The following is a 16,289-nucleotide window of genomic DNA, read 5'->3' as shown; positions in this document are numbered from 1 at the left end:
GACTCGCCCGCGTTCAGCGGCTGGGGGTCAACGTGCGGCATCACGTAGCGGGGCTCGCACTCCTGGCGGTCCTCATGGCGGGCGGGCGCGGCGCCGATACCAGACCTCCGCAGGCAACACCATGCCGCGGATTCGTCGACGTTTCCGACTCCGCTGCGTTCGTGCAGTACAGCGTCAGGAAGGCCCGGTTCTGGGACGTCACCCTGGGGATGCTCCAGAACCCCTGCGCCCACGCCATCGACGTCGTGGGGGTGGAGCTCGGCGCAGCGATGGGAGTTGCGGGACAGGGGGCGTCTGTCGCCCTTCGTCCCGATCAGGTATTCGCCGCCGTGGCCTCGTCGCCTCGGGCCTTGCCCCCGTTCGAGCCGTTCCGCGTCGCTGCTGGCAGCACGGTCCAGGTCGTCGGGCGGTTTGCGGTGACCGGTGACGAACCCGTCAAGGTTCCGACTGCGACCCTCGCGCTCCGAGATAGCGAGCAGTCCGGCACTCTCACCCTGACGCCGAGGGTGTCACTCTGCACGTGCGGCCCTCCCGGCTAGGGGCTCGGGTCTACCGCGAAGCATGGACGACCCCGGCTCGTTCAGGTCAGCGGATCGTCCTCGCCCCAGCGCAGCAGGCCCAAGGTGCGGTCGGCCTCGCCGAGCCCACGACCGGCTCGGGCGCGCAGGGACTCAGGGGTGTCGACGCCGGCGCGGACCATGCGACCGTTCCAGTCGTCGAGCTCGCCAGCAGCGATGGCGAGCAGCAGCTCCGCCACGACAGCCGGCTCGGTCCAGTCGGTGCGGTCGCGATGGGCGTCCATCGCCTCGGTCATGTCGGTGCGAACCACGCCGGGGGCCAGGTCGAAGGCGCGCACGCCGTGGACGGAGCTCAGGCCCGTCGCGGCGGTAAGGCGGGCGAGGGCCCCCTTGCCGACGTTGTAGGCGGTGGCGCTGTCGCCGTTGCGGTAGGCCGCCCCCGAGTTGATGTTGACGATCCGGCCCGACCCCGCCGCCACCATGTGCGGGAGCACCGCGTGGGTCATGAGGTAGGGACCGCGCAGGTTCACCTCGACGGTCTGCCACCACTCGTCCGGGTCGCTGTCGGCCAGCGACACCTCGGCGTCGATCACACCCGCATTGTTGACCAGCAGGTCGATCCGCCCACGGCGAGCGATGATCTCAGCCACCCAACGCTCGACGGCCGACCGGTCGGTGACCGGCGCGACCGAACGCGAACCGCGCTCCACGGCATACCCGGCCTGCTCGAGGGCGGTGGCGAGGTGCTGACCGATGCCGCGGGAGGCGCCGGTCACCACGGCGACGGGAGCAGCGCTCACCGCTGGATCGCGCCGGTGCGGGCCGCGGCCGCGGCGACGGCCCTGTCGCGCAGCGCACTCACCTCGTCGGTGGTCAGCGTCCGGTCGGTGGCACGGAAGGTCAGGCGGTAGGCCAGCGACTTCTTGCCCGACTCGACCTGCTCGCCGCGGTAGACGTCGAACAACGCCACGGACTCGAGGCTCTCCCCCGCGCCCTCGCGCAGGGCTGCCTCCACGGCGGCTGCCGGCACGGTCTCGTCGACCACGAGGGCGACGTCCGTGTGGGCCAACGGATAGGTCGACAGGGCACTCGCCTGCAGGGGCGTGCCCGTCGCCGCGACGAGCACGTCGACGTCGAGCTCGCCGGCGACGGTGCGCGCGGGCAGCTCGAGGGCGGCCGTCACCTTGGGGTGCAGCTCACCCGCGTAGCCCACCACTGTGCCGTCGGCCAGGGCCAGCTCGGCGCAGCGCCCGGGGTGCCACGGGGCACGGACGACGGACGCGACCACGAGGTCCAGGCCCACGGACCGGCCCACCGCCAGCGCCCACGCCACGGCGTCCGAGGTGTCGGCCTTGCGACCCGGCCCCCAAGGCCCTCCGTGCTCGACCTCACCAGCAGCCGCGTATGCCGCGTGGCGGGGCTGCGCCGGCACGGCACCGAGGATGGCGGCGAGCGTCTCGTCGTCGGGACGCGACTCAATGCCGGGGACCGGCGCGCTCGTGGGGTCCTGCTGGGCGCGGGTGACGAGGCCGATCTCGTAGACGGCGATGTCTCGCGCACCACGAGCGACGTTGCGGCGCAGGGTCTCGAGCAGGGTGTCGAGCACCGACGTGCGCATGACGGGCGCCTCGTCGGACAGCGGGTTGACCAGCGAGACCACGTGCCTGCGCTCGTCGTCAGCGGGCAGGCCGAGCCGGTCGAACAGCGACCGGGAGACGAACGGATAGCTCAGCACCTCGGTGAGTCCCTGGTGGGCCAAGGTCGTGGCGACGACCCGACGGATTCGCTGGCCATGGGTGAGGCCGCGGCCGGCTGCCTTGGGCTGGGGCAGGACCGACGGGATCTGGTCGTAGCCACGCACCCGCGCGACCTCCTCGACCAGCTCGGGTCCGTTGGTGAGGTCGGGCCGCCAGGAGGGCGGCAGCACGCTGACGAGGTCTGCGCCGGCGCCGGCGCCGGATTCGGTTGCCGTCACCACGCAGCCGATGGCGCGAAGCGTCGCGAGCACCTCCTCACGGGGGTAGTCGAGCCCGATGTAGCGGGTCGGCAGGGTGGTGTCGAAGTCGAACGGCTGGGCCGGCGCGCGGTGGTCGACGTCGGTGACGCCGGCGTCAGCCGTGCCACCTCCGTGCTCGACCAGCAGGTCGACCGCCAGCTGCGCGGCAGCTGCGGCGACGGCGTGGTCGACGCCGCGCTCGAACCGCTTGGACGCCTCGGTGGTGAGGCGGTGCCGACGCGAGGACCGGGCCACGGTGATCGGGTCGAAGTGGGCCGCCTCGATCAGGACGTTGGTGGTCCTCTCGGTGACCTCCGAGGCAGCGCCACCCATGACCCCCGCGATGGCCAGCGGGGTGTCGGCCCCGTCGACGATGAGGAGGTCCTCGGGGTCGAGCGCGCGCGCGACGTCGTCGAGCGTGGTGAGCTTCTCCCCCGGCCGGGCGCGACGGGTCCCGATCGAACCCGACAGGGTGTCGAGGTCGAAGGCGTGCAGCGGCTGGCCCAGCAGCATCATCACGTAGTTGGTGACGTCGACCGCCAGCGAGATCGGTCGCATCCCGACCTGCGTGAGCCGCTTCTGCATCCAGCGGGGGCTCGACGCCGTGACGTCGACGCCGCGCACGACGCGAGCGACGTAGCGGTCGCAGCCCGGCACGCCTTCGAGCGGCGAGGCATCGGCGAGCTCCACGGCATACCCRGCGTCGGTGGGCTCCGGGGACGTGATCTCGGCGGGGTCGCGGAACGTCGCGCCGGTCGACAACGCGTACTCGCGCGCGATGCCACGCATCGAGAAGCAGTAGCCGCGGTCGGGGGTGACGTTGACCTCCACGACCTCGTCGGCCAGGCCGAGCAACGCGATGGCGTCGTCACCAGGGGTGAGGGTGGCGGCAGCCTCGGCACCCAACAGCTCCGACAGCACGATGATGCCGTCGTGGTCCTCACCGAGCCCGAGCTCGCGGGCCGAGCAGATCATGCCGTTGGACACGTGGCCGTAGGTCTTCCGTGCGGAGATCTCGAACCCGCCCGGCAGCACCCCCCCGGGGAGCACGCAGACGACGAGGTCACCGACGGTGAAGTTGTGCGCCCCGCAGACGATCTCCTGGGCCTTGCCCTCGGAGACGCGCTGGCCGTGCTCGCCGACGTCGACGGTGCACCAGTTGATCGTCTTGCCGTTCTTCTGCGGCTCGGGCTCGACCGACAGCACCCGGCCGACGACGAGGGGACCGGCGATGTCGCCACCGTGCAGGCCCTCCTCCTCGAGGCCGACGCGCACGAGCGCAGCAGCGATGTCCTCACCGGTGGCGTCCGCGGGGACGTCGGCGAGCTCGCGCAGCCAGGACACGGGCGCGTGCATCAGATCTCCATTCCGAACTGCTGGGAGAAGCGGACGTCTCCCTCGACGATGTCGTGCATGTCGGCGACGTTGTGGCGCTGCATGAGCGAGCGCTCGATGCCGAGCCCGAACGCGAAGCCGGTGTAGCGGTCGGTGTCGACCCCCGCCGCCCGCAGCACGCGCTGGTTGACCATCCCCGATCCGCCGAGCTCGATCCAGCCGGTGCCACCACAGGTGCGGCACTTGTCGCCGTCCAGCGAGCCCGACCCGCCGCAGATCCAGCAACGGCAGTCGATCTCGGCGCTCGGCTCGGTGAACGGGAAGTAGTTGGGACGCAGCCGGGTCACGATGCCCTCGCCGAACAGCCGCTGGACGAACGCGTCCAGGGTGCCCTTGAGGTGGGCCATCGTGATGCCTTCGTCGACCACCAGTCCCTCGAACTGGTGGAACACCGGCGTGTGGGTCGCGTCGAGGTCGTCGGTGCGGAACACCTTGCCGGGACACAGGACGTAGATGGGCGGCTCGCGGTCGAGCATCGTGCGGACCTGCACCGGCGAGGTGTGGGTGCGCAGGACGAGCCCGGAGCCGGCCGGCTCGACGAAGAAGGTGTCCTGCTCCTGACGGGCAGGGTGGTCGGCCGGGATGTTCAAGGCGTCGAAGGTCAGCCACTCGGACTCGACCTCGGGTCCCTCGGCGATCTCCCAGCCCATGGAGACGAAGATGTCCTCGACGCGCTCGGAGACGAGGCTGATCGGGTGGCGGGCCCCCATCGGCCTGCGCGGCACCCGCACCGTCACGTCGACGGTCTCGTCCACCAGGATGCGCTCGTCGCGCTCGGCCTCGAGCTCCGCCTGCCGTGCGGCGAGCGCCTGGGCCACCTGGCCGCGGGCCTGGCCAACGCGCTTGCCGGCCTCGGCCTTGGCACTGGGTGGCAGCGCACCGATCTCGCGGTTGGCCAGCGCCAGGGCACTCTTCTCGCCCTGGTGCGCCAGTCGAGCGGCCTTCAGCTCGTCGAGGTCCGCGGCGGCGGCGATGGCCTGCCGGGCATCGGCGACGGCCTGCTCCACCACGGCGGGATCGAGCGCTGCGACCTCGACGGGGTCGTACTGCTTGTTCGGTCCTGACATGTCTTCCACTCTGCTCATCGGCTGGTCAGCACGGCGCACCGGAGGCGGCGCACCGAAGTCTAGGGGCCGCATGGCTGCGCCCTCGGGGCTGGGTTCGGCCTTCGGGACGGAGCGGCAACTGCGATGAGGTATGCCGGTCGGCCGGCGTGGTGACGCACCGGGACGGCTGCGTCGGTGGCCCTCAGTGCAGCGGTGCGACCGCGCCCGAAGGCACGGTAAATCGCTGCACGAGGTGGCTCACGGGTCCAGCCTGACCTGCGGCACACGGTCCGCGCAACCTGGTTTCGGCGACCGAGCACTGCTGACGGTCGCGGCCCAGGCTGGTTCTCGGAACACCCTCAGGCGAGGTAGTCGGGCGGCTCGGATGGCAGGCTGAGACGGAACTGCGCGCCACCACTCGGCGCCGACTCCACCTGGACCCGCCCGCCGTGCGCCTCGACCAGACCCTTGACGACATAGAGGCCGAGCCCCGTGCTCCCCCTGCCCGAACCGTGCCAGAACCTGCTGAACACCAGGTCCCGGTGGTCGGCCGCGATGCCCTTTCCCTCGTCGCTGACGACCAGGTCGACACCGGTGGCACTGTGCCCCTTGGACTCCAGCGCCTCCTGGCCGTTTCCGGTCGTGGGCTGCGCCCCGAGGGTCACCATGCCGTCGCCGTGTCGGAACGCGTTCTCGATCAGGTTGGAGAGGATCTGGTCGAGCCGGTCTGGGTCCGCCCACACCTCGGGCAGGGTCTCGGGTACCTCGATGGAGAAGCGGTCCCGTTCCTGGCCGCTGGCCACGGCTCGCTCCACGTGGCGGCCGTAGACAGCGGCGACGTCGATCGGCAGGGGCCGGATCTGCAGTCGTCCCGAGTCGATGCGGGACACGTCGAGCAGCTCGGTGATCAGGCGGGTCACCCGGTCGGCATCGGCCTCGATGGTCTCGAGCATGAGTCGCTTCTGGTCGTCGGTGAAGCGGTCCCACCGACGCAGCAGCGTCGAGGAGAATCCCTTGACCGAGGTGAGCGGCGAGCGCAGCTCGTGGGCGACGGTGGAGATGAGCGCTGCGTGGTCGGCCTCGAGCCGTCGGCGTGCCTCCGCATCACGCAGCATGAGGATGACGCGGTTGACCGGCTTGTTGCGCCCCGGCCTGAGGTACTTCGCGGTGACGAGCACCTCGGCGCCACCGTCGACCATGAGGTACTTCTCGCGATGGCCGGTCCGGATGTCCAGGCCGTTCCAGGGGTCGGTGACGTCCCACCAGTCGGTGCCGTCGTTGTCGCGCAGCACCAGCGCGGTGCGGATGTCGCGGCCCACGAGCTCGCTGCGGGCGATGCCGAGGATCTGGACGGCTCGACGGTTGACGAAGCTCACCTTCGCATCCGCCTCGGCCGCGACCATGCCGTCAGGCAGGAGCTCACTGGCCAATGCAGCCTGCTCGGGCGGCAGGATGGAACCGGGCCGGAAGTCCATGCCGCCGACCCTAGTGGTTCTGGGCGCCCGCGGACGCGTAGAGACAGACCGTGGCGGCCATCGCGAGGTTGAGCGACTCGGCCTTGCCGTAGATCGGCACGCGCACGACCTCGTCACACAGGTCGCGGATCTCGGGTTCGAGCCCCCAGGCCTCGTTGCCCATCACCCAGGCGTGGGCAGGCAGGAGGTCGACGTCCGGCAGCATCGTCGTGCCGACGCCGTCGGCTGCCAGCACACGGATGCCGGCCGCGCGAAGCCTGGCCAGCGTCTCCTCCACCGGCAGCCCGGTCACCAGGGGCAGGTGGAACAGTGAGCCGGCGGTCGACCGCACCACCTTGGGCGCGTGCACGTCGACCGACGCGTCACTCACGAGGACGGCGTCGGCACCAGCCGCGTCCGCGCCGCGGATCACCGTCCCCGCGTTGCCCGGATCCCGGACATTCGTCAGCAGGACGAGTAGTCGGGGCCTCCGAGCGAGGACCTCGTCAAGGCTGGCGGTGACCACGCGGCATACCGCGGCAATCCCCTGGGGGGCAGGGGTGTCGCACATCGCTGCGAGGACGTCCTCGGTCACCTCGTGGAGGTAGAGGTCCGCCTCCTCGGCTCCGGCCACGATGTCGGCGTGTCGCGCGCGGGCCTCGGCGGTGAGGTACAGGTCCACCACCCGCTCGGGGTGGTGGACGACCACCTCGCGGACCGACTGCGGCCCCTCGACGAGGAACCGGCCGGTCTTGTCACGCACGGAGCGCCGGGACAGTGCCCGCACCGACTTCACCCGGTCGGCTCCCGGATTGGTCATCACGGGAGGTTCACGGTGGGTCGGCGGGGGCATGTCCCGGCGCTCGGAGGGTGCTTGGTCGATCAGGCCGACGCGGCCGCGGTCTCCGTGGTCGCCGGCACGTTGGCCCGGGCGATCTCGACAAGGGCGGTGAACGCCGCCTCGTCGTTGACGGCGAGCTCGGCCAGCATGCGACGGTCGACCTCGATCTCCGCGGCCTTGAGGCCCTGGATGAACCGGTTGTAGGTCATGCCGTTCGCGCGGGCGCCGGCGTTGATGCGCTGGATCCACAGGCGACGGAAGTCACCCTTGCGGGCGCGACGGTCACGGTAGGCGTACCCGAGGGAGTGGGTGACCTGTTCCTTGGCCTTGCGGTAGAGCCGCGAGCGCTGTCCGCGGTAACCGCTGGCGCGCTCGAGGACGACCCGGCGCTTCTTCTGGGCGTTGACTGCCCGCTTCACGCGTGCCACGTGAGTTCTCCTTGCTGTCTAACTGCTTGCGAGGCTGCTTGCTGAGCCCGGCCAAACAATGGGATGGGTGGGCTCGGCTACTTGCCGAGGAGCTTCTTGACCTTCTTGGCGTCCGGCTTGGACACCTCGACGTCGTTCGCGATCGAGCGGGTGTACCGCGAGGACTTGTGCTCGAGCAGGTGACGGCCATTGGCCTGCTCACGCATGACCTTGCCGGTGCCGGTGAGGCGGAAGCGCTTCTTCGCGCCAGAGTGCGTCTTCATCTTCGGCATGGGGCCGATCTCCTTGTGTTGGTGTGTAGCCGTGTGTCGTTCGTGCGTTGTGGATCAGGGGTGGAACGGGCCTCAGCTGGTCGGCTCGGTGGCCTTTGGCTTGGCCGCGGGCTTGGCCGTGGCGGCCGGCTTCGCAGCGGGCTTCGCCGTGGCGGCCGGCTTCGCAGCGGGCTTTGCCTCAGGGGCCGGGACCTCAGCCTCGGGGGCGGCGGGGGCCTCTGCCTCGGGGGCGGCGGGGGCCTCTGCCTCGGGGGCGGGGACCTCAGCCTCAGGGGCGGCGGGCTCCGCGGCTGTCTCGACCGAGACGTCCTGTACCTGGTCGACCGGCGGGGCGTCGTGCACCTGGGCGGCGTCGTCCGCGTGAGCGGGGGTGGCCGACCGGGCGCGGCGCTGCTCGGCCATCGCCTCGGACTTCTTCTTGGTCGGGCCGAGCACCATGATCATGTTGCGGCCGTCCTGCTTGGGGGCCGACTCGACCGTGCCCAGCTCGATGACGTCCTCAGCGAGGCGCTGCAGCAGCCGGAAACCGAGCTCCGGGCGCGACTGCTCGCGTCCGCGGAACATGATCGTCACCTTGACCTTGTCGCCGCCCTTGAGGAACCGCTCGACGTGGCCCTTCTTGGTGCCGTAGTCGTGCGGGTCGATCTTCGGGCGGAGCTTGATCTCCTTGATGACCGTGTTGACCTGGTTCTTGCGCGCTTCGCGAGCCTTCAGTGCCGCTTCGTACTTGAACTTGCCGAAGTCCATGAGCTTGGCGACCGGAGGCTTGGCCATCGGGGCAACCTCGACGAGGTCGAGGTCAGCCTCGGCGGCCAGACGCAGCGCGTCTTCGACGCGCACGATGCCGACCTGTTCTCCGTTGGGGCCAACCAACCGCACTTCGGGAACCCGAATGCGGTCGTTGATGCGAGGTTCGCTGATGTTGGTGCTCCTCTGTTGGAAGTTCACTGCCCGTGAAAGTTCACTGTCCGGCCGCTGCAACGAAGAAAGGCTCCCCGTCGCCGTTGCGCGGGAAGCCTCACCTGATCCGGTTCACGAGTTCACCAAGGGCAGGTATGCCGCGTGGCTCGCGCCCACGGCATACGCCCTGCGTGACCTCGTTGACCCGGCAACCGTGAGGTTGACGCGGGTGGAAGCAGGTGCTGCTTCACTTGCACACCGGGCCCGGTGCTGGGTCACCCTCTCAGGTCACCCGACGATGGACACGGCCGGTCGATCTGCAAGGCTACCAGCGTGAGCACCGAATCTCCCAATTCCCCCGAAGGCCCCGACCTCGCCGCCACCAGTCACGAGCAGGCCACCCGCGACATCGCCGAGGTGCCGGCTGTCGAGGTCATCACCACCGCGGCCATCCACTTGATGAGCGCAGCTGCGGTCAAGTGCGGGCTGGCCGAGGGGCCGGACGCGGGCGAGCACCTCGACCTGGACGAGGCGCGGCGACTGATCAGCGCCCTGGCCGGGCTCATCACCGCGGCAGCCCCCGACCTGGGCAGCCAGCACGCCGCCCCGCTGCGGGACGGGCTGAAGTCGCTGCAGCTGGCTTTCCGCGAGGCCTCGGTGATCCAGGACCCGCCGGGCCAGGGGCCGGGCGAGAAGCTCACCGGTTCGGTCGTGTGACCCGGGCCGGCCCTCCCCGACGAAGGGCCGGGACCGCCAGCCCGAGCGCTCAGGCGTCGGCGGTGGCGCTCAGCCGCTGAGCGGCGCGGCGCTGCGAGGCTCGCCCTGACGTGGCCACGGCGCCGACGAGGGCGACCAGCAGCCCGATCACCGCGACGACGAGGAAGCCCGCCTGCCAGCCCTGGTGGTCGATGGCGACGCCCGCCATCGGTGCGCCCAGCGCCATGCCTCCGGTCATGAACGAGCCGTGCCACCCCATCGCCTCGCCGCGCGCGGCCCCCGGGACCACCCGGCTGACCTGGTCCACGGTCGCCGTGATGGTCGGGGCGCAGAACAACCCGGCCACGAAGGACAGGACTGCCAGCGAGGGCACGCCGTGGGCCAGCGCCATCGGTGCGCTGACCAGCGCGAGCCCGCCGAGCAGCCAGAAGGCTGAGACCGACTTCTGCAGCCCGCCGTAGACCAGGCCGCCCAGGAGGGAGCCGAAGCCCCAGACGGCCAGCACCCAGCCGATCGAGGACTGGGCGTCGAAGTCTCGCAGCGCGGCAACGATGGCGATGTCGGTACCGCCGAGCACGACGGTCGTGGCCGCGGCGGCCAGGCAGATGACGATGAAGGGTGCACGGAACCAGTCCGATCGCGCCACGCGCGGCACCGCAGCGCCGACGCCCTCGTCGTCCACGAGCCCAGCGTCCACCAGCCGGGCGTCCACCAGTCCCTCGTCGATCGGCTCGGCCGCCTCGTCGTGCATGACGGGGTTGGCGAACCAGAGCAGCACACCGGCCAGCACCCCGAGCATCTCGATGGCGAAGAGCACCCACTGGGTCGGCCAGAGCGTGGCGGCCCAGACCCCGGCAGCCGGGCCGACCATGAAGGACAGCTCGACGGCCACGGAGTCCAGGGAGATGGCCGTGCGCCGGTCGTCCTCGGGCACGGCGGCGATCACCGCCTGGCGGATGATCGAGAACGAGGGGATGACGAAGAGCCCGGCCAGTGCCGCGAGCCCCAGGAGCCACCAGTACGAGACGAAGGGCGCGATGGACCAGCAGACGGCCGCGACGACGATGGAGGGCAGGACCACGCGGCGCAGGCCTCTGCGGTCGAGGAGGCGGCCACGCCACGGCCCGCTGATGGCGATGGCGATGGTCGCCGCGGCCGACACCAGACCGGCTGCTGCGTAGGACCGCCCGAGGTGGGAGACGACGTGCAGGGTCAGCACCACTCCGCCGGCGAAGATGGGCATGCGCACCAGGAAGCCCAGCACCAGCGCCCGCCGCAGGGCGGCACTGGCGAGGACGCGGCGGTAACGGGCGTTGGCGAGCTGCACCCACCCACTGTGCCAGCCCGCACTGACAGTGGCCAAACCCTTTTTGCTCCTGTCATGAACCTGTCGCCCAGCGGCGGGAGTCCGCAGGCGGCAGACCCGCGCAGCGCTCCCCCGGGCCACTGCCGACGACTAGGTTGCCGACCATGACGATCTACCACCTTGCCGAGCCGGAGAAGTGGGAGCAGGCCCGCAGGTCGGGGAGCTACACCGAGTCGACGCGAGCTCGGACCCTGGCGCAAGAAGGCTTCATCCACTGCTCCTCCGAGCAGCAGTGGCCCGTCGTGCGCCGCTCGTTCTATGCGGACTACCCGGGGACGCTGCTGCTGCTCGAGATCGACCCGTCCCGACTCACCGAGCCCCCGATCGAGGAGATCGGCGACCCAGACACGGGCGAGACCTTCCCCCACCTCTATGCCGCCCTGCCGGCCGACGCCGTCGTGGCCGTCACCGAGCTCGCGCCGCCGCACGCCTGAACTGCGGGCGCCCTCAGGAGATCGAGAACGAGAGCCCGTCGATCCGGGCGCGGATCTCACCGTCGGTGGCGAGCCGTTCGCCGACCGCCGTGGCGACCGCCTGCACGGCGTCCGCGTCCAGACCCGGCACCAGCTGCAGCGTCACTCGGAGCACGCCTTCGCCCGGTGCCCCCGGGCCGATCTCGTGGGCGAGCACGGCGTCCTGCTCCCGGACCGCGTTGGCCACCGCTCGCCGCACCGTCTCGTCCTCGTGGGCCGGCAGCCACTCGCGCTGCTGGGCCAGCGCCCAGACCATGCTGGGTCGCAGGGCAACCGTGAGAGGGCCTGCCAGGTCGACCACCATCACATCGCACCGCTCGCTGACCGCGGCCTGCGCGGCCCTGGCTGCAGTCACCGGAACCGGCCTGGCTCCGGCGTCCCAGGCCGCGATGGCTGCCATCGACGAGAACACCGGGAGGGCCCGCGTGCCGTCGGGCGCGACGAGGGTCACCGCCGCCATGTCGGTCTGCTTCTCGACGGCGTGCTCGCCCGACGTGTCGACGGAGACGGGTTCGGCGACGATGGGCACGAGCAGACGCGCGGCTGCGACGGCGGTCATCAGGGCCACCTCGTCGAGCGGCTCCGCGAGTGCCCTCACCAGGGCCGCATCGGCCTCGCCCGTGTCGCCGTCGAAACCGGTGCCGGTGAGCTCACGACCGCCGAACGGGACCCCCGCGGAGTCGTGGGAGGTCACGGGCGACCCGCAACGTCGAGCGCGTCGGGCAGGGTGAACGCGCCACGGTAGAGCGCCGACCCGACGATGGCGCCCTCCACGCCAACGGGCACCAGGCCCCGGATCGCCTCGATGTCCTCCAGCGTCGACACGCCGCCCGACGCCACGACGGGGCGGTCGGTGCGCGCGCAGACGTCGCGGAGCAGGTCGAGGTTCGGGCCCTTGAGCATGCCGTCCTTGTTGACGTCGGTGACGACGTAGCGGGCGCACCCCTCGGCGTCGAGTCGGGCCAGGGTCTCCCAGAGGTCGCCACCGTCCTTCGTCCAGCCACGCGCAGCCAGGGTGGTGCCACGCACGTCGAGGCCGACGGCGACGCGGTCGCCATGCTCGGCGATCGCCCGCGCTGTCCACTCGGGATCCTCCAGCGCCGCTGTCCCGAGGTTGACCCGGCGACACCCCGTGGCGAGTGCCGCCTCGAGTGACTCGGCGTCGCGGATCCCGCCGCTCATCTCGACCTTGAGGTCCAGCCGGCCGACGATGCCCGCGAGCAGCTCGCGGTTGGAACCGCGCCCGAAGGCGGCGTCGAGGTCGACGAGGTGCAGCCACTCGGCGCCCTGCTCCTGCCACGCCAGCGCGGCCTCCCAGGGATCACCGAACTCTCCCCCGCTGCCGGCCACCCCCTGGACGAGCTGGACGGCACGGCCGCCCTGGACGTCGACGGCGGGCAGCAGCTCGAGTCGGGGTGCGTCGTTCATGCGGGATCCTCGGGTCGGGGTTCGGTCGGCGGCGTGGTGTCGGTCAACGGTGCCGTCTGGTTCGACGGCGTGGTTTCTGGTGGCGGCGGGGTGTCGTCCGCGGCTGTGGCGGCGTCGTGTCGCCGGCCCTGCACCAGCAGGTAGCCGCCGACGATCACGAGGGCCGCCATCACCAGCCCGATCCGCACCGGCCAGGACGCGCCGGCAAAGGCCGCCACCGCCAGCGTCGCCAGGCCCGCGCCGATCGTCGTGGCGACCTTGGGCTGGGCCCGCCGTCGCGTGGTGGTGCGCCGCGTCGTCCGACGCCGGGTCGTGCTGCGACGGGAGGTGCCGGCCGTGCTCGTCCTCTTGCGGGTGGTGGCCTTGCGAGCCGTGCTGCCCGCCGACCTGGCCGACTTGGCCGTCTTCTTGGTTGCGCTCACAGTGACTTCACCCAGTTCTCGAGGAGGGACAGACCTGCGTCGCCGGACTTCTCCGGGTGGAACTGGGTCGCGGCCAGCGGTCCGTTCTCCACGGCCGCGACGAACCGTCCACCGTGGTCGGCCCAGGTGACCTTGGGGGCGACGGCGGCGAAGGCGCCGCTGGGCTCCTCCAGCGTCCAGGACTGCACGGCATACGAGTGGACGAAGTAGAACCGCTCGGACTCGACGCCGGCGAAGAGCCGGCTCCCGGTGGCGACCTCCACGTCGGACCAGCCCATGTGCGGCACCACTTCTGCCTGGAGGCGGGACACCGATCCGGGCCACTCCCCCAGGCCGTCCTGGGGTGCACCGCTGGGTTCGTCGGACCCGTCGAACAGCACCTGCATGCCCACGCAGACGCCGAGCACCGGCCGTCCTCCAGCCAGGCGCAGGTCGATGACGACCGGACCGTCGGCGGCACGCAGGCCCGCCATGCAGGCGTGGAAGTTTCCCACCCCGGGCACGAACAGCCCGTCCGCCGCGAGCGCTGCCGCGCGGTCACCGGTCAGCTCCACTTCCGCACCCACGTGTTCCAGGGCGCGCACCGCCGAACGGACGTTGCCACTGCCGTAGTCGAACACGACCACCCGGCTCATGAGTTCTCCTCGAGTTCGGTGCGGTGCCGTGCCTGCTCGGCCATCCGCGCGTCGAAACGGGCCACCGCCTGTGCCGTCGGTGCCACCACCTGGCCGCGCAGACCCACCCCCGGTCCGACCAGGTCCGAGCCCGGCAGGCCCAGGACGGACAACAGGTCGGTGATGACGCGGTCTGCGGTGCCGTTGCGCTCGGCCACGACCCGCATCACCGCACGCGGGTCCCCTGTCCGATCAGCCGCAGCCAGGAGGTCCGCCGGCCGGGCCAGCTCGAGCTGGGGGGCGCGCACCACTCCGGCGCCGGGCTCCCACACCAGCCACCGGGCGACGTCGCGCCACCCGGGCGCGTGGGAGGTCACCACGGCCCGGCCGTCAACGGTGAAGAACCCGAGGGCGCCTCGCAGCCGGCGTGGGACCGGGCGCGCGGCGAGGACGGCGAGGGCGTCGTCATACGGCGGTTCGGCGCGTGACCGGCGCTCGGTGGGCAGCACCGCGGTCCAGTCCCCGAGGGGGACCACCTGGCAGGCCACCAGGCCCCGGCGCAGCCAGGACGACACCGGCGCGGGGCCGCCGCTCACCAGGAGCAGTCCGCGCGCCTCCTGCGCGGGCTGCCACGGCACGCTCACGTGGAGAGGCTGCCCTTCGCGCTGGGTATGCCGCTGACCCGGGGGTCGCGGGCGACCGCGGCACGCAGGGCGCGGGCGACCGCCTTGAACTGGGCCTCGACGATGTGGTGCGGGTCGCGGCCCGACAGCACGCGCACGTGCAGCGCGATCCCGGCGCGTCCGGCGAAGGACTCCCACACGTGGCGGGTCAGCGAGCCGACGTAGGTGCCGCCGATGACGACGTAGGCCTGGCCCTCGGGCTCACCGGTGTGCACGACATAGGGGCGTCCCGCCACGTCGACGACGGCCTGGACGAGCGCCTCGTCGAGCGGGACCGTCGCGTCGCCGAAGCGCGATATGCCGCGCTTGTCGCCGAGTGCCTCGCGCAGCGCGTCGCCGAGCACGATCGCGACATCCTCGACGGTGTGGTGCGCGTCGACGTCGACGTCGCCGGTGGCCTTGACGCGGAGGTCGATCAGCGAGTGCTTGGCCAGGGACGCGAGCATGTGGTCGTAGAAGCGCACCCCAGTCGAGATCTCGGACTGGCCGGAGCCGTCGAGGTTGAGCTCGACCTCGACGCTGGACTCCGACGTCGAGCGGCTCAGCGATGCCGTGCGGTCACCGGGCTGGTTCCCCTGCGTCACGGTCTCCTGCGTCACGGTGCGCTCCTGTCCTGCTCAGGTCGGGCGATCTGCGCCACGGCGGCGAGGAACGCACCTGTCTCGTCCGGGGTCCCGGCCGTGACACGAAGATAGTGGGGAATGCCGACGTCGCGGACGAGGACGCCCCGGTCCAGCAGCGCACGCCAGGTCTGGGCGGCGTCCGCGAGGCCGCCGAACAGCACGAAGTTGGCGTCACTGGGCACGGGCGCCAGACCGAGCTCGGTGAGTCCGGCGACCATCCGGTCACGCTGCTCCTTGATCGCCTCGACGGTGCCGAGCATCTCCGGCGCGTGCCGCAGGGCCGCCAGGGCGATCGCCTGCGTCGGCGCCGACAGGTGGTAGGGCAACCGCACCAACCGAAGGGCGTCGATGAGCGCAGGGTCCGCGGCGAGATAGCCCAGCCGGCCCCCCGCGAACGCGAACGCCTTGCTCATCGTGCGGGTGACCACGAGCCGGGGGCGCCCGTCCAGCAGCGTCAGGGCGCTGGGGGTGCCGGGGCGGGCGAACTCGGCGTAGGCCTCGTCCACCACGACCACGGCACGCTCGGCCGCGGCATACACGGCCTCCACCACGTCGAGGCCGAGCGCGGTGCCCGTCGGGTTGTTGGGTGAGCAGAGGAAGACGACGTGGGGATCGTGCTCGCGCACCTGCGCGACCGCGGACTCGACTGTCAGGTCGAAGGGGGTGCCGCCCTCTCCGCGCAGGCCGTCCACCCAGGCGGTGCCCACCGAGGTGCTGATGATCGGGTGCATCGAGTAGGCCGGCGTGAAACCCAGGGCCGTGCGCCCCGGCCCGCCGAATGCCAGGACGACGTGCTGGAGCACCTCGTTGGAGCCGTTGCCCGCCCACACCTGGGCCGGGTCCACGGCAGTCCCCGACGACGACAGGTATGCCGCGAGCGCAGTCCGGAGGTCGGTGAACTCCCGGTCGGGGTACCTGTTCAGGCCAGCCGCGACCTCGGCAACGGCGGCCGTGATCTCGGCCACCACCGACGGCGGGACGGGGTAGGAGCTCTCGTTGGTGTTGAGGCGCACGGGCACGTCGAGCTGGGGTGCGCCGTAGGGGGTCCCACCGCGCAGGTCCTCGCGCAGCAGGCCCTCGATGCGGGAGCCGCCGAAGTCGGTCATCGTCCGG

At 71.5% G+C, this 16,289-nt stretch carries 19 protein-coding genes; 3 read left to right on the top strand and 16 right to left on the bottom strand.

Features of this window, described 5'->3' with window-relative positions:
- Window positions 1-161: 161 nt before the first annotated feature.
- Window positions 162-539: a hypothetical protein gene (locus AC1DWR_RS14640; RefSeq protein ID WP_477624715.1), complete on the top strand. Its 378-nt coding sequence runs from the start codon at window positions 162-164 to the stop codon at window positions 537-539.
- 41 nt (window positions 540-580) lie between these two features.
- Here the strand turns inward: AC1DWR_RS14640 and AC1DWR_RS14635 are convergent, their stop codons facing one another.
- The 8 genes from AC1DWR_RS14635 to infC form a co-directional block, all read right to left on the bottom strand.
- A complete protein-coding gene (locus tag AC1DWR_RS14635; RefSeq protein WP_477624714.1) occupies window positions 581-1,318 on the bottom strand; it encodes an SDR family oxidoreductase in 738 nt (245 codons plus the stop codon).
- Window positions 1,315-3,870, bottom strand: coding sequence for a phenylalanine--tRNA ligase subunit beta (gene pheT, locus AC1DWR_RS14630; protein ID WP_477624713.1), 2,556 nt, complete (start codon window positions 3,868-3,870; stop codon window positions 1,315-1,317). The genes AC1DWR_RS14635 and pheT overlap by 4 nt, the downstream gene beginning before the upstream one ends.
- On the bottom strand, window positions 3,870-4,976 hold the full coding sequence (pheS, locus tag AC1DWR_RS14625) for a phenylalanine--tRNA ligase subunit alpha (protein ID WP_477612657.1): 1,107 nt from the start codon (window positions 4,974-4,976) through the stop codon (window positions 3,870-3,872). The genes pheT and pheS overlap by 1 nt, the downstream gene beginning before the upstream one ends.
- A gap of 338 nt (window positions 4,977-5,314) precedes the next feature.
- Entirely contained in the window at window positions 5,315-6,430 is a 1,116-nt protein-coding gene (locus AC1DWR_RS14620) for a sensor histidine kinase (protein WP_477612656.1), read from the bottom strand.
- 10 nt (window positions 6,431-6,440) lie between these two features.
- Window positions 6,441-7,229, bottom strand: coding sequence for a TrmH family RNA methyltransferase (locus AC1DWR_RS14615; protein ID WP_477624712.1), 789 nt, complete (start codon window positions 7,227-7,229; stop codon window positions 6,441-6,443).
- 62 nt (window positions 7,230-7,291) lie between these two features.
- Window positions 7,292-7,678 (bottom strand): 50S ribosomal protein L20, encoded by a 387-nt coding sequence (gene rplT, locus AC1DWR_RS14610; RefSeq protein ID WP_140737333.1) that lies wholly within the window; start codon window positions 7,676-7,678, stop codon window positions 7,292-7,294.
- A gap of 77 nt (window positions 7,679-7,755) precedes the next feature.
- A complete protein-coding gene (rpmI, locus tag AC1DWR_RS14605) occupies window positions 7,756-7,950 on the bottom strand; it encodes a 50S ribosomal protein L35 (protein WP_179422513.1) in 195 nt (64 codons plus the stop codon).
- A 72-nt stretch (window positions 7,951-8,022) separates the two neighbouring features.
- A complete protein-coding gene (infC, locus tag AC1DWR_RS14600) occupies window positions 8,023-8,829 on the bottom strand; it encodes a translation initiation factor IF-3 (RefSeq protein ID WP_477624711.1) in 807 nt (268 codons plus the stop codon).
- 354 nt (window positions 8,830-9,183) lie between these two features.
- Between infC and AC1DWR_RS14595 the strand changes: the two genes are divergently transcribed.
- Window positions 9,184-9,567 (top strand): DUF1844 domain-containing protein, encoded by a 384-nt coding sequence (locus AC1DWR_RS14595; protein WP_477612653.1) that lies wholly within the window; start codon window positions 9,184-9,186, stop codon window positions 9,565-9,567.
- A 49-nt stretch (window positions 9,568-9,616) separates the two neighbouring features.
- Here the strand turns inward: AC1DWR_RS14595 and AC1DWR_RS14590 are convergent, their stop codons facing one another.
- Window positions 9,617-10,894 carry an MFS transporter gene (locus tag AC1DWR_RS14590; RefSeq protein ID WP_477624710.1) on the bottom strand — a complete coding sequence of 426 codons (1,278 nt, stop codon included), beginning with the start codon at window positions 10,892-10,894 and terminating at the stop codon, window positions 9,617-9,619.
- Between the two features lie 143 nt (window positions 10,895-11,037).
- Between AC1DWR_RS14590 and AC1DWR_RS14585 the strand changes: the two genes are divergently transcribed.
- Entirely contained in the window at window positions 11,038-11,367 is a 330-nt protein-coding gene (locus AC1DWR_RS14585) for a DUF952 domain-containing protein (protein ID WP_477624709.1), read from the top strand.
- Window positions 11,368-11,380: 13 nt separating this feature from the next.
- Here AC1DWR_RS14585 and AC1DWR_RS14580 read toward each other — a convergent pair whose 3' ends face one another.
- From AC1DWR_RS14580 to AC1DWR_RS14550, 7 genes are read right to left on the bottom strand one after another with little or no spacing between them, the layout of a single operon-like run.
- Window positions 11,381-12,100, bottom strand: coding sequence for an SseB family protein (locus AC1DWR_RS14580; protein WP_477624708.1), 720 nt, complete (start codon window positions 12,098-12,100; stop codon window positions 11,381-11,383).
- Entirely contained in the window at window positions 12,097-12,834 is a 738-nt protein-coding gene (priA, locus tag AC1DWR_RS14575; protein WP_477624707.1) for a bifunctional 1-(5-phosphoribosyl)-5-((5-phosphoribosylamino)methylideneamino)imidazole-4-carboxamide isomerase/phosphoribosylanthranilate isomerase PriA, read from the bottom strand. Before priA ends, AC1DWR_RS14580 begins: the two co-directional genes overlap by 4 nt.
- Window positions 12,831-13,256, bottom strand: coding sequence for a hypothetical protein (locus tag AC1DWR_RS14570; protein ID WP_477624706.1), 426 nt, complete (start codon window positions 13,254-13,256; stop codon window positions 12,831-12,833). Before AC1DWR_RS14570 ends, priA begins: the two co-directional genes overlap by 4 nt.
- Window positions 13,253-13,891, bottom strand: a complete 639-nt coding sequence (gene hisH / locus AC1DWR_RS14565; RefSeq protein ID WP_477624705.1) for an imidazole glycerol phosphate synthase subunit HisH — start codon at window positions 13,889-13,891, stop codon at window positions 13,253-13,255. Before hisH ends, AC1DWR_RS14570 begins: the two co-directional genes overlap by 4 nt.
- A complete protein-coding gene (locus AC1DWR_RS14560) occupies window positions 13,888-14,514 on the bottom strand; it encodes a hypothetical protein (protein WP_477624704.1) in 627 nt (208 codons plus the stop codon). The genes hisH and AC1DWR_RS14560 overlap by 4 nt, the downstream gene beginning before the upstream one ends.
- Window positions 14,511-15,152: an imidazoleglycerol-phosphate dehydratase HisB gene (hisB, locus tag AC1DWR_RS14555; RefSeq protein WP_477624703.1), complete on the bottom strand. Its 642-nt coding sequence runs from the start codon at window positions 15,150-15,152 to the stop codon at window positions 14,511-14,513. The genes AC1DWR_RS14560 and hisB overlap by 4 nt, the downstream gene beginning before the upstream one ends.
- On the bottom strand, window positions 15,149-16,282 hold the full coding sequence (locus AC1DWR_RS14550; protein WP_477624702.1) for a histidinol-phosphate transaminase: 1,134 nt from the start codon (window positions 16,280-16,282) through the stop codon (window positions 15,149-15,151). Before AC1DWR_RS14550 ends, hisB begins: the two co-directional genes overlap by 4 nt.
- Window positions 16,283-16,289: the final 7 nt, after the last annotated feature.

It is taken from the genome of Pedococcus sp. P2_E2, assembly GCF_056403955.1.
Note: the sequence above shows the minus strand (reverse complement) of the source record. Positions and strands in the feature narration are given on the sequence as shown.

Excerpts from the sequence above, each read along its gene's own strand:
- pheS (WP_477612657.1), bottom strand. The coding sequence starts at position 4,976 with ATGTCAGGACCGAACAAGCAGTACGACCCCGTCGAGGTCGCAGCGCTC.
- AC1DWR_RS14620 (WP_477612656.1), bottom strand. The coding sequence starts at position 6,430 with ATGGACTTCCGGCCCGGTTCCATCCTGCCGCCCGAGCAGGCTGCATTG.
- AC1DWR_RS14615 (WP_477624712.1), bottom strand. The coding sequence starts at position 7,229 with ATGACCAATCCGGGAGCCGACCGGGTGAAGTCGGTGCGGGCACTGTCC.
- rpmI (WP_179422513.1), bottom strand. The coding sequence starts at position 7,950 with ATGCCGAAGATGAAGACGCACTCTGGCGCGAAGAAGCGCTTCCGCCTC.
- AC1DWR_RS14585 (WP_477624709.1), top strand. The coding sequence starts at position 11,038 with ATGACGATCTACCACCTTGCCGAGCCGGAGAAGTGGGAGCAGGCCCGC.
- priA (WP_477624707.1), bottom strand. The coding sequence starts at position 12,834 with ATGAACGACGCACCCCGACTCGAGCTGCTGCCCGCCGTCGACGTCCAG.
- hisH (WP_477624705.1), bottom strand. The coding sequence starts at position 13,891 with ATGAGCCGGGTGGTCGTGTTCGACTACGGCAGTGGCAACGTCCGTTCG.
- AC1DWR_RS14550 (WP_477624702.1), bottom strand. The coding sequence starts at position 16,282 with ATGACCGACTTCGGCGGCTCCCGCATCGAGGGCCTGCTGCGCGAGGAC.